At 63.8% G+C, this 21,415-nt stretch carries 26 protein-coding genes; 14 read left to right on the top strand and 12 right to left on the bottom strand.

Going from position 1 to position 21,415, the window contains the following annotated elements; translation table 11 throughout:
* Positions 1–9 precede the first annotated feature (9 nt).
* Entirely contained in the window at positions 10–1,587 is a 1,578-nt protein-coding gene (locus PF049_01930; protein WBY16951.1) for an FMN-binding glutamate synthase family protein, read from the top strand.
* Positions 1,584–1,985, top strand: a complete 402-nt coding sequence (locus PF049_01925; protein ID WBY16950.1) for a nuclear transport factor 2 family protein — start codon at positions 1,584–1,586, stop codon at positions 1,983–1,985. The genes PF049_01930 and PF049_01925 overlap by 4 nt, the downstream gene beginning before the upstream one ends.
* On the opposite strand, the gene PF049_01920 is transcribed toward PF049_01925, so the two are convergent.
* The 4 genes from PF049_01920 to hemE form a co-directional block, all read right to left on the bottom strand.
* Positions 1,982–2,383, bottom strand: a complete 402-nt coding sequence (locus PF049_01920) for a BLUF domain-containing protein (protein ID WBY16949.1) — start codon at positions 2,381–2,383, stop codon at positions 1,982–1,984. The genes PF049_01925 and PF049_01920 overlap by 4 nt on opposite strands.
* 46 nt (positions 2,384–2,429) lie before the next feature.
* Positions 2,430–3,695, bottom strand: a complete 1,266-nt coding sequence (gene rho, locus PF049_01915) for a transcription termination factor Rho (protein ID WBY16948.1) — start codon at positions 3,693–3,695, stop codon at positions 2,430–2,432.
* Positions 3,696–3,885: 190 nt separating this feature from the next.
* Positions 3,886–4,329, bottom strand: coding sequence for a CopD family protein (locus PF049_01910; GenBank protein ID WBY16947.1), 444 nt, complete (start codon positions 4,327–4,329; stop codon positions 3,886–3,888).
* A gap of 31 nt (positions 4,330–4,360) precedes the next feature.
* A complete protein-coding gene (gene hemE / locus PF049_01905) occupies positions 4,361–5,398 on the bottom strand; it encodes a uroporphyrinogen decarboxylase (GenBank protein WBY16946.1) in 1,038 nt (345 codons plus the stop codon).
* Positions 5,399–5,734: 336 nt separating this feature from the next.
* Here hemE and PF049_01900 point away from each other — a divergent pair, with 336 nt between their 5' ends.
* The 10 genes from PF049_01900 to PF049_01855 all read left to right on the top strand — a co-directional run bounded on the left by PF049_01900 (position 5,735) and on the right by PF049_01855 (position 12,273).
* Positions 5,735–6,571, top strand: coding sequence for a kinase/pyrophosphorylase (locus tag PF049_01900; GenBank protein ID WBY17953.1), 837 nt, complete (start codon positions 5,735–5,737; stop codon positions 6,569–6,571).
* A complete protein-coding gene (locus PF049_01895) occupies positions 6,571–7,176 on the top strand; it encodes a Maf family protein (GenBank protein ID WBY16945.1) in 606 nt (201 codons plus the stop codon). The genes PF049_01900 and PF049_01895 overlap by 1 nt, the downstream gene beginning before the upstream one ends.
* Positions 7,173–8,042 carry a shikimate dehydrogenase gene (locus PF049_01890; protein ID WBY16944.1) on the top strand — a complete coding sequence of 290 codons (870 nt, stop codon included), beginning with the start codon at positions 7,173–7,175 and terminating at the stop codon, positions 8,040–8,042. The genes PF049_01895 and PF049_01890 overlap by 4 nt, the downstream gene beginning before the upstream one ends.
* Positions 8,039–8,632, top strand: coding sequence for a dephospho-CoA kinase (gene coaE / locus PF049_01885; GenBank protein WBY16943.1), 594 nt, complete (start codon positions 8,039–8,041; stop codon positions 8,630–8,632). Before PF049_01890 ends, coaE begins: the two co-directional genes overlap by 4 nt.
* 64 nt (positions 8,633–8,696) lie before the next feature.
* Positions 8,697–9,386, top strand: coding sequence for a DNA polymerase III subunit epsilon (gene dnaQ, locus PF049_01880; protein WBY16942.1), 690 nt, complete (start codon positions 8,697–8,699; stop codon positions 9,384–9,386).
* Between the two features lie 61 nt (positions 9,387–9,447).
* Entirely contained in the window at positions 9,448–10,026 is a 579-nt protein-coding gene (gene raiA / locus PF049_01875; GenBank protein WBY16941.1) for a ribosome-associated translation inhibitor RaiA, read from the top strand.
* A gap of 95 nt (positions 10,027–10,121) precedes the next feature.
* Positions 10,122–10,586 (top strand): PTS sugar transporter subunit IIA, encoded by a 465-nt coding sequence (locus PF049_01870; GenBank protein WBY16940.1) that lies wholly within the window; start codon positions 10,122–10,124, stop codon positions 10,584–10,586.
* On the top strand, positions 10,576–11,043 hold the full coding sequence (locus tag PF049_01865; GenBank protein WBY16939.1) for a PaaI family thioesterase: 468 nt from the start codon (positions 10,576–10,578) through the stop codon (positions 11,041–11,043). Before PF049_01870 ends, PF049_01865 begins: the two co-directional genes overlap by 11 nt.
* A gap of 22 nt (positions 11,044–11,065) precedes the next feature.
* A complete protein-coding gene (locus PF049_01860; GenBank protein WBY16938.1) occupies positions 11,066–11,410 on the top strand; it encodes a DUF1491 family protein in 345 nt (114 codons plus the stop codon).
* Between the two features lie 197 nt (positions 11,411–11,607).
* Complete coding sequence (locus PF049_01855) at positions 11,608–12,273, top strand: cell wall hydrolase (GenBank protein WBY16937.1); 666 nt, start codon at positions 11,608–11,610, stop codon at positions 12,271–12,273.
* Positions 12,274–12,364: 91 nt separating this feature from the next.
* Here the strand turns inward: PF049_01855 and xth are convergent, their stop codons facing one another.
* Genes xth through PF049_01840 form a run of 3 tightly spaced genes read right to left on the bottom strand, consistent with a single transcriptional unit; the run spans position 12,365 to position 14,009 of the window.
* Positions 12,365–13,156, bottom strand: a complete 792-nt coding sequence (xth, locus tag PF049_01850) for an exodeoxyribonuclease III (protein ID WBY16936.1) — start codon at positions 13,154–13,156, stop codon at positions 12,365–12,367.
* Between the two features lie 38 nt (positions 13,157–13,194).
* On the bottom strand, positions 13,195–13,536 hold the full coding sequence (locus PF049_01845) for an iron-sulfur cluster assembly accessory protein (protein WBY16935.1): 342 nt from the start codon (positions 13,534–13,536) through the stop codon (positions 13,195–13,197).
* Between the two features lie 41 nt (positions 13,537–13,577).
* Positions 13,578–14,009: a CBS domain-containing protein gene (locus PF049_01840; protein WBY16934.1), complete on the bottom strand. Its 432-nt coding sequence runs from the start codon at positions 14,007–14,009 to the stop codon at positions 13,578–13,580.
* Positions 14,010–14,109: 100 nt separating this feature from the next.
* Here PF049_01840 and PF049_01835 point away from each other — a divergent pair, with 100 nt between their 5' ends.
* Positions 14,110–14,406, top strand: coding sequence for a hypothetical protein (locus PF049_01835; protein WBY16933.1), 297 nt, complete (start codon positions 14,110–14,112; stop codon positions 14,404–14,406).
* On the opposite strand, the gene PF049_01830 is transcribed toward PF049_01835, so the two are convergent.
* The 5 genes from PF049_01830 to PF049_01810 form a co-directional block, all read right to left on the bottom strand.
* Entirely contained in the window at positions 14,403–14,783 is a 381-nt protein-coding gene (locus PF049_01830; protein WBY16932.1) for a (2Fe-2S) ferredoxin domain-containing protein, read from the bottom strand. The two genes, PF049_01835 and PF049_01830, sit on opposite strands and share 4 nt — an antisense overlap.
* Entirely contained in the window at positions 14,780–16,960 is a 2,181-nt protein-coding gene (locus tag PF049_01825) for a S9 family peptidase (protein ID WBY16931.1), read from the bottom strand. Before PF049_01825 ends, PF049_01830 begins: the two co-directional genes overlap by 4 nt.
* A gap of 74 nt (positions 16,961–17,034) precedes the next feature.
* Positions 17,035–17,577 (bottom strand): DUF2497 domain-containing protein, encoded by a 543-nt coding sequence (locus tag PF049_01820; protein WBY16930.1) that lies wholly within the window; start codon positions 17,575–17,577, stop codon positions 17,035–17,037.
* Positions 17,578–17,580: 3 nt separating this feature from the next.
* Positions 17,581–19,083 carry a TolC family outer membrane protein gene (locus tag PF049_01815; protein WBY16929.1) on the bottom strand — a complete coding sequence of 501 codons (1,503 nt, stop codon included), beginning with the start codon at positions 19,081–19,083 and terminating at the stop codon, positions 17,581–17,583.
* 2 nt (positions 19,084–19,085) lie between these two features.
* Positions 19,086–19,664, bottom strand: coding sequence for a protein-L-isoaspartate O-methyltransferase (locus PF049_01810; GenBank protein WBY16928.1), 579 nt, complete (start codon positions 19,662–19,664; stop codon positions 19,086–19,088).
* Positions 19,665–19,876: 212 nt separating this feature from the next.
* Between PF049_01810 and PF049_01805 the strand changes: the two genes are divergently transcribed.
* Positions 19,877–21,403 carry a fumarate hydratase gene (locus tag PF049_01805; protein WBY16927.1) on the top strand — a complete coding sequence of 509 codons (1,527 nt, stop codon included), beginning with the start codon at positions 19,877–19,879 and terminating at the stop codon, positions 21,401–21,403.
* The last annotated feature ends 12 nt before the right edge of the window (positions 21,404–21,415 follow it).

The following is a 21,415-nucleotide window of genomic DNA, read 5'->3' as shown; positions in this document are numbered from 1 at the left end:
GGAGAAGGCATGGTTGCGTGGCGTTACCTGATCCCCCTTTTCGCGCTTGTGCTGGCAGGGCTCAGCGCATGGGTTCTGCCGTGGGCGCTTTTGCTGACAGCGCCAGCAGCCTTCATCGCCGTTTGGGATTTTCTCCAGTCCAATCATACCCTTAGACGGAATTACCCACTCATTGCGCGGATCCGCTGGATGATGGAAGACCTGCGCCCTTTCGCGCAGTCCTACCTTGTCGAAGGGGATCTCGACGGGCGACCGTTCAGCCATCAGGCCCGCGCCCTCGTCTATGCGCGGGCGAAGGGCGATCTCGATGCCCACCCCATGGGCACGGAACTCGCCGTCTATTCGGACGAGTACGAATGGATGAGCCATTCCATCGCCCCCGACGATAGCGTGCCCGACCAGTGGCGGGTCGATGTGGGCGCAGGGACCTGCAAGCAGCCCTACTCGTCCTCCCTCCTCAATATTTCCGCCATGAGCTTCGGCTCCCTTTCTGCCCGGGCGATCGAGGCGCTCAATGCCGGCGCGAAGATCGGCGACTTCGCCCACAATACCGGTGAAGGCAGTATCAGCCGCTATCACCGGGGGCCGGGCGCCGATCTGATATGGGAGCTGGGGAGCGGCTATTTCGGCGCGCGGGCGAAGGATGGCAGCTTCGATCCCGAACAGTTCAAGGACAATTCCGCGCCGGACCAGGTCAAGATGATCGAGGTCAAGCTGAGCCAGGGCGCCAAGCCGGGCCATGGCGGCGTTCTGCCGGGTGAGAAGGTGACGCAGGAAATCGCCGAGGCGCGCGGCGTGCCCGTGGGCGAAACCGTTACATCTCCCGCAGCGCATTCGGCATTCTCGACACCGATCGAGATGCTGGAATGGTTGACGCAGTTGCGGGACATGTCCGGCGGCAAACCGGTCGGTATCAAGCTGTGCGTGGGCCAGCCCCACGAGATCATGGCTATCGGCAAGGCCATGCTGGAAACGGGCCTGCACCCCGATTTCATCACGGTCGACGGCGCGGAGGGCGGGACTGGCGCTGCCCCGCTCGAACTGTCGAACAGCGTCGGTATGCCGCTGCGCGAAGGGCAGATCTGGATCCGCAACATGCTGGTCGGCACGGGCTTCAAGGACCGCGTGAAGATCGCCGCGGCCGGGAAAATCCATTCGGGTGCGCAGATGGCCAAATCCTTCGCCATCGGGGCCGACTGGTGCAATGCGGCACGCCCCTTCATGTTCTCGCTGGGATGCGTGCAGTCGATGGAATGCCATACGGGGCACTGCCCGACCGGCGTTGCGACCCAGGTGGCCTGGCGCCAGCGCGGTCTGGTGGTGGAGGACAAGGCCCCGCGCGTTGCCCGTTTCCAGCGCCAGACCCTGCATTCGCTGCGGGAAATAACGGTGGCCATGGGGCTGCAGAGCCCGTGGGACATCGCCCCGCGCGATATGCGGGAACGCGTCAACGGTGCGCGGTCCGATGCGATCGACCGCATCTATTCCTTTATCGAACCCGGTGCATTGGTCGATGATCCCGATGCGACCCCGATCGGCCATCACTGGCGCGCCGCACGCGCCGACAGTTTCCGGAGAGCTTCATGAACACCACCCAGCAGGGTCTAGCAGAATGGCATCAGCTGGCGACCTCGCCCGATCCCGAGCGCCTCGCCCGCCTCGTGCACGAAGATGCCGTGTTTCACTCACCCGTGGTCCACACCCCCCAGGAGGGGCGCGAGCTGGTGGTTGCCTATCTCTCGGCGGCTGCGGCGACGCTGGGCGCCAATGATTTCCGATATGAGCGCGAACTGGTCGACGGACAGGACGTGATGCTCGAATTCGCCTGCACGATGGACGACATCCACATAAACGGCATCGATCTGATCCGCTTCGACGACGACGGGAAGATCGCGGATTTCAAGGTCATGATCCGCCCGTTGAAGGCGGTAAACAAGGTCTGGGAGAAAATGGCGGCGCAGCTTCAGGCCGACCGCGCGCCTTAATTGGCAGGTCGGACCTTCAGGAAATCGTCGAGTATCGCCTGAACCCGCTCTCCGCCTTCCTTCGATTTCAGGATTACCCGCAATTCTTCCATTGCAGGCGGAGAATTGAAGGAAATCAGCTGCTTCATCTTCCAGTTGGGAAACCATCGCTCGACCGCGTCGCGGCGCTCCGCAATGTGCAGCGAATGATGGCGCGGATCGTCCTTAATCCGCGCCATTATCATATCGATATTGCCCGAAGGACCTTCGAGAAGCTGGAGAAACCGATTGTCCTCGAACAGGAGGAAGCCGGTCAGGTCGAGCGTTGCATTGTTTCGCGCCGATGCCTCGACAATGGCGAACACATCCTGCGTACCCGTATTGTCCGATGCTTCGCTGACATAGACGAGACGTTCCATAAGTCCCTGCTATTCCTTCGCAAAACCCCTCGGCGGGGAACCCGGATTACTGGTTCATCGTGTCGAAGAAGTCTTCGTTGGTCTTGGAATCCTTCATCTTGTCGAGGAGGAATTCCATCGCGTCGACCGTGCCCATCTGCATCAGGATACGGCGCAGGACCCACATCTTGGACAGCTTGTCCTTCTCGACCAGCAGTTCTTCCTTGCGGGTACCGGACTTGCCGACGTCGAGAGCCGGGAAGATACGCTTGTCGGCAACCTTGCGGTCGAGCACGATTTCGCTGTTGCCCGTCCCCTTGAACTCTTCGAAGATGACCTCGTCCATGCGGCTGCCGGTATCAATCAGCGCGGTGGCGATGATGGACAGCGAACCGCCCTCCTCGATGTTGCGCGCCGCGCCGAAGAAACGCTTGGGGCGTTGCAGGGCGTTGGCATCGACACCGCCCGTCAGCACCTTGCCGGAGCTGGGCACGACGGTGTTGTAGGCGCGGCCGAGACGCGTGATGGAATCGAGGAGGATCACGACGTCGCGCTTGTGCTCGACCAGGCGTTTCGCCTTCTCGATCACCATTTCGGCAACCTGCACGTGGCGCGTGGCAGGTTCGTCGAAGGTCGAGGAAATGACCTCGCCGTTCACGCTGCGCTGCATGTCTGTGACTTCTTCGGGGCGTTCGTCGACCAGCAGGACGAGCAGGAACACCTCGGGGTGGTTGTCGGTGATCGCCTTCGCAATGTTCTGCAGCAGCACGGTCTTACCGGTGCGCGGCGGAGCGACGATCAGCGCGCGCTGGCCCTTGCCCTGCGGCGAGATGATATCGATGACCCGCGCGCTCTTGTCCGCGACCGTGGGATCGAGCGTGTCGAGCGACAGCTTCTGCTCAGGGTAGAGCGGGGTCAGGTTGTCGAAATTGGTCCGCAGGCGAACCTGGTCCGGATCCTCGAAATTGACCGAAGTCAGCTTCGTCAGCGCGAAATAGCGTTCGCCTTCCTTCGGCGCGCGGATTTCGCCTTCGACCGTGTCGCCGGTGCGCAGGCCCATCTTGCGGACCTGATTGGGCGAGACGTAGATGTCGTCCGGACCGGCGAGATAATTCGCCTCGGGGCTGCGCAGGAAACCGAAGCCGTCCTGCAGCACCTCGATGGTGCCGATGCCCATGATCTTCTCGTCGTATTCCTCGTCTTCCGCGAGTTCGCGCAGGATGCAGAACATCAGGTCCTGCCGCCGCATCGTGCCGGCGGCCTCGACACCGAGTTCCTCGGCCATCTGGACGAGATCGGCCGGCGCTTTGAGTTTCAAATCCTTGAGATGCATGTGTGGTATTCCATCTGGGGGTAACGCCGGCACTTCCATCGGGCTTGGAGAAAGCGGGAAGCGGTCCCGGGCCAGGAAGCCGCGGTTACCGTATGCCGGTTGATGTGTTGCGATTAGGCGCGCGTCGTCGGCGCGTCAATCGAGAGATTGCGTGCCGCAGGCACCTCGCACGCCGCCTGCGGTCATTGGGTCAGAACGGCTTCACGATGACCAGCACGACCACCAGGATCGTGATGATGGCAGGCAGCTCGCCCCACAAACGCAGGGCTTTCTCGCTCAGCGGCCTCTCGCCCCGCGCCATGGCCTTTGCCTTGGCACTCATGAACCCGTGATAGCCCGACAGGACCAGCACCAGCAGCAGCTTTGCATGGAACCAGCCCTGCGTGTGCGCGCCGATCGTGGTCATCAGCAGCAGGCCCAGCGCCCAGACCACGATGATGCTGGGGATCAGGATAACTCTGGAAAGGGTGCGCGTGCGCTGCGCCCACAGGGCTTCTTCGTCCGAACCCGGCGCGCTCGGGTACATGTAAAGCATCTGGCGCGGCAGGATGAACAGGCCCGCCATCCAGAAGATGACGAAGATGATGTGCCCGGCCTTCAGCCAGAAATACAGCGTTGCGAGAATGTCCTGCATGGTCCCGATCTAGGCGTTCGAAGCCCTTCCGTCACCCCTGCCAGCCGCGAACCGCGGCGACCAGCGCCTCGACATTGGCAATGGGCGTGAACTGTCCGATGCCGTGGCCCAGATTGAAGACATGGGGACGATCGCGAAAGGTTTCCAGGATGGTGGTGGCCCGCGCGGCGATTTCTTCGGGCGAGCTCATCAGGATCAGCGGATCGAGATTGCCCTGCACCGGCATGCCTGCCGGCAGCACCGAGTGAGCCCAGGCCGGATCGACCGTCTCATCGAGGCCGATGGCATCGACCCCGGTTTCGCGGACATAGGCGGGAAGCTTCTCGCCCGAACCCTTCGGAAAACCGATGATCGGGGTATCCGGATGACGATCCTTCAGTGCAGACACGATGCGGGCGTTGGGAGCGATGACCCAGCGCTCGAACTGGTCGGGGGCGAGGCTGCCCGCCCAGCTGTCGAACAATTGCACCGCCTCCGCCCCGGCCTCGATCTGTCCGGAGAGGTAGGTGATGGAGCTTCCCACGATGGCATCGACGATTGCCCCCAGCACTGCCGGATCGCGGTACGCCATTTCGCGCGCTGCATGCTGGTCGCGGCTGCCCTCGCCTGCAACCATGTAGGTCGCAACGGTCCAGGGGCTGCCGACAAAACCCAGCATAGTCGCCGAATTGCCCGTCTCAGGGCCCAGGGCAGCACTGACCAGCCCCACGGTCCGGTAAACCGGGTCGAAGCGCTCAGGCACCCCTTGCAGGCTCTCCAGCGCATGATCGACCAGCTTGGGTGAGAGTTTCGGTCCCTCCCCTGCCAGGAATTCGAGATTCTGCCCCAGCGCGTGGGGTACGATCAGGATATCGGAAAACAGGATCGCCCCGTCGAACCCGAACCGGCGCAGCGGCTGGAGCGTGACTTCGCACGCTGCCTCGCTGTCATAGACCAGGTCCAGGAACCCGCCCTTTTCCTTACGCAGGGCACGGTATTCGGGAAGATACCGTCCTGCCTGCCGCATGAGCCAAAGGGGCACCTGCTCACCGCGCTTGCCGCGCAACGTGTCGATCAAAAGGCCGGGCATCGGGTCTGGTATCCAATCAATTCAATATATTTATAGAGTCTGTTGGAGTCTGTTGGCCCTGTGGAAAACGGGGATGGCGGCGCACTGCCCGATTTGTCGACCGGATTCCAGTCCTGCCTGCCATGACCGACTCGTGATGCGAACTGAGTCAAAGGAAAGCTGTCCCCGTTGTCCCCAGACTGTGGGAAAGGCAGCGATCCTGTCCAGAACCGGTTGCAGGAAAGGACTCGCAATGGCGGCAGAATTCCATCCCCGCCTTGTCCGCGATTTCCTCCCGTGGTTTATGCCGGTGTTTCTCCACAGGGCCGCAGCCGCCCGCCAACCGGAGCCCGTGCCCTGCCCCGTATCCATGTCCACCTGTTGTCGGATTCCACCGGTGAAACGCTGGAAATGATCGCCAAGGCCGCCCTCGCCCAGTTCGAGAATGCCGATGTCGTGCGCCATTTCTGGCCCATGGTGCGCAGCCAGGCGCATCTCGACCGGATCGCGCCCGAACTGGCAGCCAGCCCGGGCCTTGTCCTCTATACGCTGGTCAACGCGCAGACGCGAAAGGCGCTGGAGGAAAAGTGCCGGCAGATGTCGCTCCCCGCGGTCGATGCGCTCGATTCCGTCACTGTGGCGCTGGAAGCGCAGCTGGGGCAGGAGGCGCATGGCCGTCCCGGCCGACAGCACCGGATGGACGAAGCCTATTTCGACCGGGTGGAGGCAATCCAGTTCACCATCGCGCATGACGACGGGGTCGGTCACGAGAACTGGGAGCAGGCGGACATCCTGCTGGCAGGCGTGTCGCGTAGCTCCAAAACGCCGACCAGCATCTATCTCGCCAATCGCGGCTTCAAGGTCGCCAATATCCCGCTGGTGGTGGAAAGCCCCCCGCCCCCGGCGCTCTATGGCCTGAAACATCCCACCGTGGTCGGCCTGACGACCGCGCCCGAACGGCTGGTGCAGATCCGCCGCAACCGCCTGCTGACCCTGAACGAGCGGGAAGAAACCGCCTATATCGACAACGAGCGCGTGAAAAAGGAAGTGCAGTTCGCCCGCCGGCTTTTCTCCGACAACAACTGGCCGGTCATCGACGTGACCCGCCGTTCGATCGAGGAAACGGCCGCGGCCATCATTCGCATCCATAACGAGCGCACGAAACGCGTGAAGCCGGACGAGAAACCGATCTGATGCCGATAGCCGCCGCACAGGACCTGATCCTCGCCTCGAAGAGCGCCTCGCGCCGCGCCATGCTGGATGGTGCCGGGATAAAATATCGCTCGCGCCCGGCCGATATCGACGAGCGGGCGCTGGAGCGCGCAATGGACGGCGCGGACCCCGCCGAAATCGTGCAGGCGCTGGCCGCCGCGAAGGCTGCGGCGGTGTCCGCCGAGGAACCTTCCCCCTGGGTGCTGGGCAGCGATTCCCTGGTCGAAGTCGGCGGACAGCGCTTCGACAAGCCGCAGACCCGCGAACAGGCGGCGGACCATTTGCGCTTCTTTTCCGGCAAGCCGATGCATCTGCACAGCGCAGCGGCCCTCGCCCGGAATGGCGCGATCGACTGGATCGTGCCCAGCCTTGCCACGCTCCATGTGCGGGAGCTGTCGGATCACTTCATCGAAGGCTATCTCGGCGCCGAATGGCCGGAAATCGGGCACTGCGCAGGCGCTTTCCGGTTAGAGGCGATGGGCGTGCACCTGTTCGAGCGGATCATCGGTGACCATTTCACCGTGTTGGGCATGCCGCTTCTCCCCGTACTGGGCGCGCTGCGCGAACGCGGGATGATTGCGGAATGAGCAGGCCCTATGCCGAAGTCATCGGCGACCCCATCGCGCAGTCGAAATCTCCAATAATTCACGGCTTCTGGCTGGAACAGGCCGGGATCGATGCCGATTACCGGTCGCACCGGGTCGCGCCGGATGCGCTGGAAAGCTATCTCGCCAGCCGCCGCAGCGATCCGGCTTGGCTGGGCTGCAATGTGACCATGCCGCACAAGCAGGCGATCATCCCCTTGCTCGGACGGCTGGAGCCGCTGGCGAGGAAGGTCGGGGCCGTGAATACCGTGACGCGTGCGCGGGACGGAGAACTGGTCGGCTGGAACACCGATGTCGCCGGTTTCCTCGAACCTCTGCGGCCGCTTCTGGCAGAGCGCCACTATTTCCGCATGGCTCGGGTGCTGGGGACGGGCGGTGCGGCGCGGGCCATCGTCACAGCGCTCGCGGCGGAAGGTTTCACGATTGTCCTGGCCGGTCGCAATCCGGACAAGGCGAAGGCCATCCTGCTTGAGCTCGCCGGTGAAGGTGAAGGTGAAGGCGATCACCACGCCCCGCCGCTTTCCCATTTCGCCGAGCCGACCGATTTCGCCTTCGACGACCGGGAGGGGTGCTGCGATCTCGTCGTCAACGCCTCCCCGCTGGGCATGCGGGGTCAGCCCCCCCTGCCCTTCGACTGGAGCCATGCCCCGCCCGGCTCCATTGCCTACGACATCGTGACCGATCCGCTCGAAACACCGTTCCTTGGGGGGGCGGAAGCTGCCGGTTTCGAGACCATAGACGGCCTCTCCATGCTGATCGGCCAGGCCGCCGCGGCCTTCGAGAAATTCTTCGGCGTCCCCGCACCGCGCGATGCGGACGCTGCTTTACGTGAAAGGCTTGCCCCGTGAATCGTCCTCTCATCATCGGGCTGACCGGATCGATCGGCATGGGCAAATCGACCGTCGCTGCCATGTTCGAGGATCTGGGTGCGCCTGTCTTCGACGCCGATGCAGAGGTTCGCATCCTTCAGGGACCGGGCGGCGCGCTTCTCCCGGCGATCGAAGCGGCCTTTCCCGGGACGACCGGTCCCGGCGGGGTCGACCGCGACGCACTGGGCACTCTGGTGTTCGGCGATGCGGAAAAACTCGCCCAGCTCGAATTGCTGGTCCATCCCGCGGTGGCCGCAATCCGCGCCGATTTCATGGAAGATCACGCCGATGCGAAAGTGGTGGTCTTCGACATCCCCCTGCTGTTCGAGAAAGGCGGATTCGAAGCGGTCGATCATGTCGTGGTCGTGTCTGCGCCTGCCGAGGCGCAGCGGTCGCGCGTGCTGGCACGCCCCGGCATGACGGAAGACAAGTTCGCCAAGATCCTGGCCCTTCAGGTTCCAGATGCACAGAAGCGGGAGCGGGCCGATACGGTCATCGATACCGGCCAGTCGCTGGACGCCACGCGGGCCGACGTCGCGGCCCTGCTGGAAACCCTGTCCGCCGCCTGATCCACGCCGGCCATGCCGCGGCCCCTTGCCAGATGGCCGGACCGGGCCGATAGATAAACGACTCATGCGCGAAATTGTCTTCGATACGGAAACCACCGGCCTCGACCCCAAGAAGGGGGACCGGATGGTTGAAATCGGCTGCGTGGAGATGGTCAACCGGGTCGAGACCGGGGCCAGTTTCCATGCCTATTACAACCCCGAACGCGACATGCCGGCAGAGGCGGAGGCGGTTCACGGCCTGTCGATCCAGTTCCTGTCGGACAAGCCCCTGTTTGCCGACGGCGCGGCAGAGCTTCTGGAATTCATCGGCGATGCGCCGCTGGTCGCGCATAACGCCTCGTTCGATTTCGGTTTCCTCAATGCCGAGCTGGAACAATGCGGGCTGGCGCCCGTCAGCATGGACCGCATGGTCGACACGGTGACAATGGCCCGGCGCAAGTTTCCCGGCGCAAAGGTTTCGCTTGATGCGCTGTGCACCCGCTTCGGCGTCGACCGCAGCCACCGCGTCAAACATGGCGCGCTGCTGGATGCGGAACTCCTGGCGCAGGTCTATGTCGAACTGACGGGCGGCCGCCAGATCGGCCTGGAACTGGCAGCAGAGGCGGCATCAGACGAAGCGGAGATGGCGCAGGCGCAGATCGTGCGGCCCAGGCGCGAACCGCGTCCGGCCCGCCGGCACGAGGCCAGCGAGGAAGAACTTGCCCGCCACCGCGCCTTCATCGCCAAGATCCAGAAACCGCTCTGGACGCATTGAACCCCCGGCTCCGGAGTCCCGGATCGCGGGTTTCGGAGCGCAACAAAGGAGAAGCCGAGCCATGGATATTCGCGTTTCCGGTCACCAGGTCGAAACGGGCGCAGCCCTGCAGGATCATGCCCGCGACAGGATGGAAGGCATGGTCGAGAAATATTTCAACCGGGCCATCTCCAGCCACGTGACGTTCGGCAAGGCCGGGGCGGGCGCCTTTGCCTGCGACATCGTACTGCACGTGATGCAGGGGCTTATCCTGAAGGGCCACGCCGAAGCGCATGATGCGCACCAAGCCTGCGACAAGGCTGCCGCCAAGATCGAGAAGCAGCTTCGCCGCTACAAGCGCCGGTTGAAGGATCGCCACGAACAGGCGGATCATGCCGCGCGGCAGGAAGAGGCGGCCTACACCATTTTCGCTTCGCCCGAGCCTGCGGAAGAAGAACCCGAAACGGAAGAGGCCGGCGATGCCCCCGTCGTCGTCGCGGAGACCAAGGTCGACATCCCGGAAGCGTCGGTTGCCGATGCCGTGATGATGCTGGATCTGCGCGATACGGGTGCGCTGTTTTTCAAAAATGCTGGAACCGGTCGCCACAACATGGTCTATCGCCGCCGCGACGGATCGGTGGGCTGGGTCGAACCCGGCTGACCCGCCGGCCCCGAGCAGCCGTTTCCGGCAGCCATGCGCGGCATTCACGCCGCGTATGGTGCGGGCCCTTTCCAGCAGAGACAAGATTTTCGACGATGAGCGCGTTTTACCGAATATCGCCCGAAACCGTAGTCGTCAGCGATGCCGCGACGAAGGACGATATCCTGCGAGCAGTGGCAGGCCTGTTATCCGGAGACGAAGACGGGCCGACATCAGACGAACTCCTGAAATCTCTGCAGGAGCGCGAAGCGCTGGGCAGCACTGGGTTCGGCAACGGTATCGCCATGCCGCATGGGCGATCGGACAAGGTGCGTCGGCCCCGAGCCTGCCTGATGCGGCTGGAAAAGCCGGTCGATTTCGATGCGACGGACGGAGTGCCGGTCAGCCTGGTCCTGGGTCTTTTCTCGCCGGTGGACGCAGGCGTCAGCCACCTTCATGCACTGGCGGCCCTGTCGCGCATGGTTCGCAGCGAGGAAGTGCGCGACCTGCTGCTCTCTGCGCCGGATGCCGACGCGCTTTATGCTCTGATGGCCAATGTGAGCGAACGCCATGCCGCCTGAGAAGCCTGCAGAATCCGGGGCGATCTCGCATTACCGCGCACTGGAACGGCTTTACAGTTCCGCGCCGGTCAACAACCTTTTCCGGTCCCGCCTGCATATAGAAGAGGAGGGGCGTGCACGGCTCGTCTTCCATGTGACGCCGGATGCCTATCACGCGGCGGGCGCGGCCCACGGGACGATCTATTTCAAGATGCTGGACGATGCGGCCTTCTATGCCGCGAACACCATCGTCACCGACCGTTTCCTGCTGACGACATCCTTCAACCTGCATTTCACGAAGCCTGTGAAGGAGGGGGAAGTCATCGCGGAGGGCAAGTGGGTGAGCGGCCGCCGCCGCGTCCTGGTCGCAGAATCCCGTCTGATCGATCACGAGGGCGACGAAATCGGACGGGGGACGGGCACGTTCATGCGCTCGCACATCCCTCTTTCCGGCCTGCCCGGTTACGAATCGCCGTGAAAACGGCCGCAGGAAACCGGCCTTGACCGATTCGCGCCTGCCCGCTCACGTCGAAATCGGTGCGATCAGGCGCCTGGTCGAAGGGCGGGGCGGGTTTGCCAGCGTCTTGTTCAAAGGGGAACGCGATGCGGGAACCATCCTTCTCTTAACCATGCAAAACGGGTCCAGCGCGCAACTTTGGGAAAGGATGCCGCAGATGGACGGCACGCGTCGTTGGACGCCGGTTGTTCCAAAAGCCGTTGAAAACGAAGAGGATTTTACGGACTATTGCCGTAAAAGGCATGGTTCCGACCCGGATTTGTGGGTGCTGGAGGCAGATGTCGCTGATCCCGCACAGTTCGTCGAAACTCTGAACGCGTTAAGTTGACTTGAGCGTCAGGGCCCGTATCTGCCCGCCAGCTTCCAGCAGCGCAGGCGTCTCGTCATGGACATTGGGGTCCACGGGATAGCACGCAGACGGGGAGCGGCCGGCAGGCCAGAAAAGACCACCTAAATAATTGCATATAACGCAAACAGGTCTCCGCCTGCGTCAGTGTCCGTTCACCGCTCAAAAATGACGGTATAATGAGTCGAAAGACCCACAAGATTTCCCTTGCCGCCATCGCGGCAGGCTTTGTTCTAATCGCTGCCAGCGCCGAAGGTTCCGGCGCAAATGCAGAAGTCGGCGAAATCGAGCAGGTGCAGGCACCCGCCCCGGTCGTCGACGAGACGGTCCCGGTCTTCGTCACGGAAGAGGTGGTCCAGCCGCTTCCCGAAGAATCGACCGAAGATTCCCCGGCTGCCGAACCGGCCGAAGAACCCGCCCCTTCCGCATCGTCTCTGCGAGAGATGATCGCATCGATCGATGCCCCGGCCAATCTAAGCCGCGAACTCGAATGCTTGGCGGGTGCCGTGTATTTCGAATCGCGCGGCGAGCCGATCGACGGTCAGCTGGCCGTGGCGCAGGTCGTCATCAACCGGGCCGATTCGCACCAGTTTCCTTCCGACTATTGCGGGGTCGTCTACCAGCGCGCGCAGTTCAGTTTCGTGAAGAACGGCCGCATGCCGCGTATCTCGCGCGGCTCCAGCGCCTGGCAGAAGGCCAAGAAGATCGCCACAATCGCGCACCGCGGGCTGTGGGACAGCGAAGCCGAGGATTCGCTCTATTTCCATGCAAAGTATGTGAGCCCGCGCTGGGCCCGGGTGAAGTCGCGCCGCGTGGCGATCAACACGCACATCTTCTATCGCTGATTTCGGCGTCCTGCAGGGTCGCAGGAGATGAAAAAGGCCGCCGGCTCCCATCGGAGTCGGCGGCCTTTCATCTTGTCATCCGGTCGTCGCGCTAGTCCTGCGGCGCGAGCTCTACCCAGACAGGGGCGTGGTCGCTTGCCTTTTCGCGGCCTCGATATTCCTTGTCGACGCCGGCCGAAAGCAGCCGGTCGGCAAGTTCGGGCGACAACAGGCAGTGGTCGATCCGGAACCCGTGATCGCGCTGCCATGCCCCGCGCTGGTAATCCCAGTAGGTCCAGACGCCTCCGCGAGGGTTCAGTGTTCCCAGCGCGTCCGTCCAGCCATCGGCGAGCAGGTGGTTATAGGCATCGCGCGATTCCGGCTGGGTCAACGCATCGTCCGCCATGGCGCGCACCGAAAACGTGTCTTTCGCCTCCGGTATGACGTTAAAATCGCCCAGCACGATGGTGGGCAATTCCTGTCGCCACAATTCCTGCATCCGGGCGCGCAGGCGCTTCATCCAGTGCAGCTTGTAATCGAATTTGGGGCCCGGCTGCGGATTCCCGTTGGGCAGGTAGAGATTGCAAATGCGCACCCCGGCGACATCCGCTTCGAGATAGCGCGACTGTTCGTCCGGTTCCTCGCCTTCCGTCAGCGGTGGCAGGCCCCGCATGGTTTCTTCGGGCGCAGTCCCGTCCGCCAGGATCGCGACGCCGTTGAAGCTTTTCTGGCCGTGCCAGATCGCCTTGTAGCCGATCTTCTCGAATTCTTCCGCCGGGAAGCCATCGTCCTGAGACTTGATTTCCTGGAGGCAGGCGACGGCAGGGCGGGTTTCCTCCAGCCATTCGAGCAGGCGGGGAAGACGGGCCTTGATGCCGTTGATGTTGAATGTCGCAATACGCATGGGCGGTGTCTTGCCCGATGCGATGGCTCAGGTAAATTTCAAATCCCGAAGGACGATCCGCAGCCGCAGCCAGCCGCAGCCATCGGATTTTCCACCCGGAAGGCGGCGCCGCCCAGCGATTCCACGTAATCGACGCTGCTGCCTGCGACGAGGTCGAGGCTGACCGGGTCGATCACCAGCCGGGCCTCCGCCGTCTGGCTGGTCAGGTCGTCGTCCTCGGGCGCGTCGGCCAGTTCGAACTTGTACTGGAACCCGCTGCAACCGCCGCCCTCGACCGAAAGCCTCAGGATTGCGGGCTTGCCCTGTTTGTCGGCAATCCACGCGACGCGTTTCGCCGCAGCATCGGTCAGCATCGGGGTGCGGGTCTGTGTCTCGGCCATGAAGCACATGTAGGACGCGCGGGGCCCGTCCTCAAGCTGCGTCAGGCGGACTGGATGTAGGTCCGCATGGTCGCGGCTTCGCTTTCCACCTCGTCGATGCGGGATTTGACGATATCGCCGATCGACACAAAGCCGACGAAGCGCCCGTCATCGACCACCGGCAGGTGACGGATCCGGCGCCTGCTCATCAGGGCGAGGGCATCGTCGATCCGGTCGCGCGAGGTGATGGTGATGGCCGGCGATGTCATAACCTCGCCTACGGGACGCGCCAGGCAGGCCTCGCCCTCGTCGGCCAGGCGGTAGATGACGTCGCGTTCGGAGAAGATGCCCAGCACCCTGCCATCCTCGACCACGGGCAGGGCACCGATCCGCTTGCCTGCCAGCATCGCTACCGCCTCCCGGACAGGTAGCCTTGCTTCGCAAGTCAGGATATCGCCTGCCTCGCGCTGCGCGGTAATCCCTTCGATAAGCATTGGCGCCTCCTTTCCCTCCGGAAGAGAAGATGCCACGAAGCTGCGCAGATGGCGAATCCGGATGCAAGGCCGAAACCGCCACGATGAGGAACCAGTCCGCATGACGCCCAAATCACCGCTCGAAGACCCGGAAAAGGCTGCCTTTGCCTGGGCCCGTTACCGGCGGCTGATGCGGTTCATGCTGATGATCACCGTGGGCGTCGTGGGCATCGCGGTGGCCCTGCTCTACCTTCGGGAAGGCGTCGAATCGGTGCATTTCTACATTGCGGTCGCGCTGGGGATCGGCCTGTCGATGCTACTGACCAGCGCGCTGATGGGGCTGGTGTTCCTCTCCAATGGCACGGGCCACGATGCATCGATCGACGACCGGATCGAGGACGAGCGCCGCCGCGACTAGCCGGCTTCGCCGGGCGGGACGGTCAGCCGGAAATCCTCCACCGGATTGCCGCCGATAAGATGTTCCTGGATGATGCGTTCCAGTACGGCTTCGTCGCATGAGTGGTACCAGACATTGCCCGGCTGGACGACCGCGATCGGCCCCGCGGCGCATAGCTGGAGGCAATCCGCCTTCGTGCGCTGGACCGTGCCGCCGCGGCCCGTGAGGCGAAGCTCCTTCATCCTCTTCTTAAGGTATTTCCAAGCTTTTTCGCCTTCATCGCGCGAACAGCATTTCTGTTTCTCGGATATCGCGCACAGGAAGATATGGCGCTCGATCGTGTCGGCCCCGATCTTCACATAGGCCTTCTGCGCCTTCTCGATCTTGCCCTTGCTCATTCGGAATCCGCCTGCGGCTCCTGCTTCAGCCAGCGATCAAGCCAGCCGAACACGGTGCGGTGCCATTGCAGAGAATTGCCGGCACCAAGGACCCAGTGGTTCTCGTCCGGGAAGACCAGCAGTTCCGCCTCCACCCCCTGTTCCTGCAGCGCGGTGAAGCTGGCCAGGCCCTGCGTATAGGGGATCCGGAAGTCGCGCTCTCCGGCGATGACCAGCATCGGGGTGCGCCAGCTCTCGACATGGTTGACCGGGTTCCAGCGTTCATAGGTCTCGCGCGCTTGCGTATAGCTGCCGCCGAATTCCCAGCGCGGAAACCACAATTCCTCTGTCGTGTAATAGAACATCCGCATGTCGAACAGGCCGTCATGCTGGATCAGGCAATCGAACCGGTCCGGCCAGTTGCCCGCGATCCAGTTGACCATGTAGCCGCCATAGCTGGCGCCCATGGCGCAGGCGCGGCTGCCGTCGATCTGGCTGTCCTGCTCCAGCGCCGCGGCCAGGCCCTTTTGCAGGTCCTCCAGCGGCTTGCCGCCCCAGTCGCGGTTGATACTGTCGGTGAAGGCCTGCCCGTAACCCGTGCTTCCATGGAAATCGACGGAGATGACGGCATAGCCCTGGCTGGCCAGGACACGCGGGTTCCAGCGGCTGGACCAGCCATCGTTGAACGATCCTTGCGGTCCGCCATGGATGTAGAGAATTGCGGGCAGTCGGCCGTCATGCGCGGTGGGCTTTGTAATCTGACCCCAGACCGTGTCGCCGCCGGCCCCGGCAAAGGAAAAGCGCTGCGTGAGGACCGGATCGAGCGCGGCGATGCGATCGGTAGCCACGCCGGTGACCGCGCGCGCTTCCTGCCAGTTGTCCGACAGGTAAACCTCGGCAGGAGCGGCAATCGAATCGCGCGTGAACAGCAGCCGCCCACCGCCGAGTGGAACGATGCTGCCCAGATGCGCCTCGTTTCCGGGCATCAGGTCCAGCCGCTCGACCGATCCGGTCATGGGATCGATGCGGAAGGCAGGGCTGTCCAGCACATCCTGCGCGGTGGCGATGATCCAGCGCGAATCGGGCGTCCAGGCGAGCGAGTGGAAGCTGCGGTCGAAATCTTGGGTCAGGGCGCGGGTTTCGCCAGTGGCAAGATCGCGCAGCTGGATGACCATGCGATCCGATTCGTAACCGGGCCGCGCCATCGCTGCATAGGCCAGCCATTTCCCGTCAGGCGACGGGCTGGGCAGGGCGTCGGCGGCCCGGTTGGCATCGGTCAGGTTTACCGGAGTTGCACCTTCCCCGAGCGTGATGCGGTAGATGTCGGTATCGGTGGAGGTCGGCTCCGCCGCGTCCGACTTGCGGGCAGTGAAGAAGACATCGGCATGGTCGGCGCTGAACGCGATGTCTTCCGTCCCGCCGAATGGCTGGGTGGGCGTATCACCGACCAGCGCGTTTTCGCCCCCTGCCGGTCCATCGAGCGCGACGGGATTCGATACGCCTGCCGAACCCAGTTCGTAGGCGAAGGCGCGATTGTAATGGCCCGGCGTCTCCCACTGGTCCCAGTGGCGCACGAAGCCGTCTTCGTCGCGGTAGAGCCTGCCCGTACCGATGTCCGAACTCTCGCGGCTGGGCGTATCCAGCGTGCAATCGAGGTCGGTGCATCGGCGGTCGAGGCGGGAGACGAAGACCACGCCGCGCGCGTCCGCCGACAGCTTGTAATCGTCGATGTCGTTCAGGAAGCGCGTCAGCTGCACTGCCGGCCCGGGCTTTCCATCCTCACCCAAGACGGCGCGATGGAGCTGCATGGCCGAAGGCGCCGATGCGCGATCTTCCGCAGAGGCACCGTCTTCCGCCGAGCTTGCGGCTTTCAGGAAATACAGCGCCCCGTCGCCGCCCATCTGCACCGAAGCGGCCCCATCTGGCAGGGCGATCGGCGAAACATGCGGATTATCGCCCTGCAGGTCGATCACGGAATAGCGGCGGGTTCGCTTGAACGTCTCGGGGTCGGTTTCGGTGACCGGGACAAGCGCGAACCGGCCGCCCGGCATGGCGCTGGGCGCCCCGACCCGGGGCATGGTTACGAGATCCTCCGCCTGCATCGCGCGCGTGTCCTGCGCAAGAACGGGGGCGGTGGTCGTCAGCGCTGCCGCAAGCGCGAGGCCTGCGGCGCTACGGCGGAGAAGGGATGTGGTCATGCAGGCCGGTCTATCGCAAGTGCCGATGCCTGCAAGCCTTTTGCCAGCCTGCCGGTGCAGGCGCCTGACGCGCGTTACCGTTTCTTGCCGGCAATCCGGCTGATTTCGCTCTGCACCATGCGTTCGACCATCGGGGGCAGGTTCTCGTCCAGCCATTCGGCCAGCATCGGGCGAAGCATCTCGCGCACCATGCCTTCGAGCGAGGTTTCCCCGCTGCGCACGATTTGCGGGGCGGCAGGCGGCTGGGCGAGCATGGCCAATGCGGCGAGATTGCTGCGCATGGCGTCCGAGACGCTGTCGTTCAGCAGCGGCGAACGCTCGTCGTCGCTGTCATCGTCGTCCTGGTCGTGGTCTTCGCCGAACGCATCGCCCGTCGGTTCGACATCTTCCGAACCTACCAGCGAATCGCCGTCCGTGTCCGCAACCATGGCCGATTCGTCCAGATCGAGGACTTCCTCCGCCTCTTCCGGGGCGGCGGGTTCGGGCGTGTCCTCGACCTTGGCGGCTCGTTCACGGCGCATCCGGGCCTCTGCCGCGATCGAGCGGTTGTCACGCGCGATGACCTTCTTGATCGATTCGAGGATCTCTTCGACCGATGCCTCGTTCGGCTGTGCCATGCCCTATTCCCCCAGAACGCCGGACGTAATTTCTGCCGGGTCGTCCGGCTGCGTGTCGGCGGGGAGTGTCGCATTGGCGGCGGGGATGTCAACGGTGCGTGTCGAGACGGGCACCGGGTCCGGGTCGCGCTGCCAGTCCCACCATTGCCCCGACACGCGGTCGTAATTGACCAGCGGATCGTACAGCGTTCCGCCATCCAGGCCGAGATCGCGCGCCTCTGCCAGGCCCATCGCGGCCAGCAGGGAGAAGCCGGCAACATAGGCGTTGCGGCGCGCCGTCACGAGCTGGACCCGGGCGACAAGCAGTTCCTGTTCCGCGTTCAGAACGTCCAGCACCGTGCGATTGCCGATCGAGTTTTCCGCGCGCACGCCTTCGAGGCTGAGTTCCGCTGCCGACACGGCGGTGCGCGACGAATCGATGATCGACAGGGCCGCGCGGTAGCTGGCGAAGGAGGCGCGGACCTGCGCGATGACGTCGCGCTCTGCCGCGATGACCTGTTCCAGCGCCGCACCTTCGCGGGCCTGTGCCTGCCGCCGCAGCGCAGCGGGGCGGCCGCCCTGATAGATCGGGATTGTGAACTGGACCCCGGCATTGGCCGTCAGTTCAGACTGCGCGAACTGGGCCGAGGTCGGTCCGCCCAGCGAGCCGAAGAAGTTGGAATAGTCCGCCCCTGTAAAGACGTTGACGCGCGGCAGGCGGTTCGATCCAGCGACGCGGACATCGTAACCGGCGGCGTCGGCCCGTTCGCGCGCGGCGATAAGGTCGGGATTGCGCTCCAGCGCGACGTCCACGGCGGTATTGGGGCTGTCCGGCAGGTTGGGAAGCGGCGGCGGCGGCTCCAGATTGGTGGGGTATTCGCCCACCAGCCGGATATAGGTCTCGCGCGCACCGATGAGGTTGGAGCGCGCGCTTTGCAGGTCGCCTTCCGCCAGGGCCAGGCGGGACTGGGACTGCGCGACGTCGGTCCGGGTGAGGTCGCCGATCTCGAACCGGTCACCGGTCGCCTCGACATTGGTCGAAAGCACCTGCACCTGGTTCACGTTCAGGCCGACCAGAGCCTCTGCCTGGAGAACGTCCATATAGGCCGCGACCACCTGGCTGAAAATCGCGCTCTCGGTCCCGCGAAGGTCGGCTCGTCCCGCCTCGATCCGTTCGTCGGCCGCCCGAATCGCGTTCTTCACCGCGCCGCCCTGATAGACCGGAACGGAAAGATCCGGGCCGACCTGCAATGTGCGGTCGGGGGCCGTGAAACTGTTGCCCGAGGTTTTCAGGAACTCGATATACGTGCCTGCAACCGATGCATTGGGCCGGCCTGCGGCCCTTTCCACTGCAATGGTTTCATCGGTCGCCCGCTGCTGGGCCCGGGCCGCCTGCAGGACGGGGTTGGTCTCGTAAGCCTGTGCCAACGCTTCGCGCAGCGTGTCGGCATGGGCGGGGGTGGCCATGGCCATGCAACCCAGTGCGCTGCCCAGAAGCAGTGGCTTGATCGAAACCCTCCCCGGCATGATCAGAAGCTCCATTCCTTCTTGCGTGCAAAACCGCCGAGCGCGGGCAGGCTGGTGTCCGCCACGGTATCGAACGCCAGCCGGTCGCCGGTCCGGCGTCCCACGGCAAGGCGCGGCACGCCCCGTTCGATCAGGCCGGTGACGATCCGGCCATTGGCTGCGACGCATTTCACCAGCGCTTTGGACGGTTCCTCGATCGCGCCGTCGACCAGCACGAGATCGTAATCCTTCGCCTTTGTCTTGTTGGCGGCGACGGCGTCCGCATCGACCGTATCGACCGACGCAGCGACAGGACGAACCAGTTCGGCGAGGTATCCATTGCCGTTCTCGACCACCAGTACGCGCTCGCCCGGGCGGGGATGCGCCTCTGCCAGCATCCGCCCATGCGAGACGGGGGAGGCGAGGAAGCGGCCGTCGCCCAGCGGCAGGGCGCGGTCCATATAGGCCGTGCTGCGCGCACTCTCGGGCACGAAATCCTCGCGCGGGACGGTGCCCATGCGTTCGAGAACGAAGGGTTCGTTGACGCCGCTGGTGCGCAGTTGACTGTCGATCATGGCCCTGCGGGCGGTCTGGAAATCCATAAAACCTCTATGGGTGTATTACAATAACAACACAGCAGGTCAATGCCATAGGCGCAAACACGCAAAGCTGCCACCGTTTTGCCACCATTGCGCCAGTCGGGACCGAACATGGCGCGATGTTTGGCAGGCGACAATCGTGCCAATCGTTTTGACCCTTTAGGGACTGTCGGACTAAGGGGGAGCCCGGTTCGACTGACAGGAGCACAGCGTCGATGAGCGACATGATTACCATCACCGAAGACGATCTGATCGAAAGCGTCTGCGATGCGCTCCAGTATATCTCCTATTACCACCCGATGGATTACATCCGCGCGCTGGGCGAGGCCTACGAGGCGGAGCAGGGCGAAGCGGCGAAGGACGCCATCGCGCAGATCCTGACCAACAGCCGGATGTGCGCGGAGGGGCATCGCCCGATCTGCCAGGACACCGGCATCGTGAACGTGTTCGTCAAATGGGGGCAGGATTGCCGGCTGGCGAGCGACCGGTCGTTGCAGGAGGTCGTCGATGAAGGCGTGCGGCAGGCCTACAACCATTCCGAGAACAAGCTGCGCGCCTCGATCCTGGCCGATCCTGCCTTCACCCGCCGCAACACGCGGGACAACACGCCCTGCGTCCTGAATGTCGAGATGGTGCCCGGCAATACGGTATCGATCGACGTCGCAGCCAAGGGCGGCGGCAGCGAGAACAAGTCGAAGTTCAAGATGATGAACCCGAGCGACAATATCGTCGACTGGGTGGTCGAGCAGATCCCGTCCATGGGGGCGGGCTGGTGTCCGCCGGGAATGCTGGGCATCGGTATCGGCGGTACGGCAGAGCGCTGCATGCAGCTCGCCAAGGAAAGCCTGATGGATCCGATCGACATGGGCCAGCTGAAAGAGCGCGGCGCTCAGACCGATATCGAGCAACTGCGGATCGACATCTTCGATGCGGTCAATGCACAGGGCGTCGGGGCGCAGGGACTGGGCGGCCTGTCCACCGTGCTCGACGTGAAAATCCATGACTGGCCCTGCCATGCGGCCGGCAAGCCGGTGGCGATGATTCCCAATTGCGCGGCGACGCGCCACGCGCATTTCACCCTCGACGGGAGCGGCCCGAGCTATCTCGAGAAGCCGAACCTCGACGACTGGCCGAAGGTCAACTGGCAACCCGATTCCTCCGCACGCCGGGTCGATCTCGATTCGCTGACGCAGGAAGAGGTGAACAGCTGGAAGCACGGCGATCGCCTGCTGCTGTCGGGCCGGATGCTGACGGGCCGCGACGCGGCGCACAAGAGGATCCAGGATATGCTGGACAAGGGCGAGGAGTTGCCCGTCGATTTCAGGGGCCGCGCCATCTATTACGTCGGCCCTGTCGATCCGGTCATGGGCGAAGTCGTCGGCCCCGCCGGTCCGACCACCGCCACCCGGATGGACAAGTTCACCGAGATGATGCTCGATCTCGGCCTGCTGGCCATGATCGGGAAGGCCGAACGCGGTCATGACGCGGTCGAAGTCATCAGCCGTTACAAGGTCGCCTATCTCATGGCGACGGGCGGCGCGGCCTATCTTGTCAGCCGTGCAATCAAGGAATCGCGCGTCGTCGGGTTCGAGGATCTGGGCATGGAAGCGATCTACGAATTCACGGTGAAGGACATGCCCGTCACGGTCGCGGTCGATAGCGATGGCAACAACGTCCACACGCTGGCCCCGGCGCAGTGGAAAGAGCGTATCGCGAAGGAAAACCTGCTGCCCACAGGCTGATCCCTCGCAGGG

This window comes from Erythrobacteraceae bacterium WH01K (assembly GCA_027941995.1).
In the GTDB taxonomy this organism is placed as follows: domain Bacteria; phylum Pseudomonadota; class Alphaproteobacteria; order Sphingomonadales; family Sphingomonadaceae; genus CAJXSN01.
The sequence above is the reverse complement of the archived record's forward strand: the minus strand, read 5'-3'. Positions and strand labels throughout refer to the sequence as shown.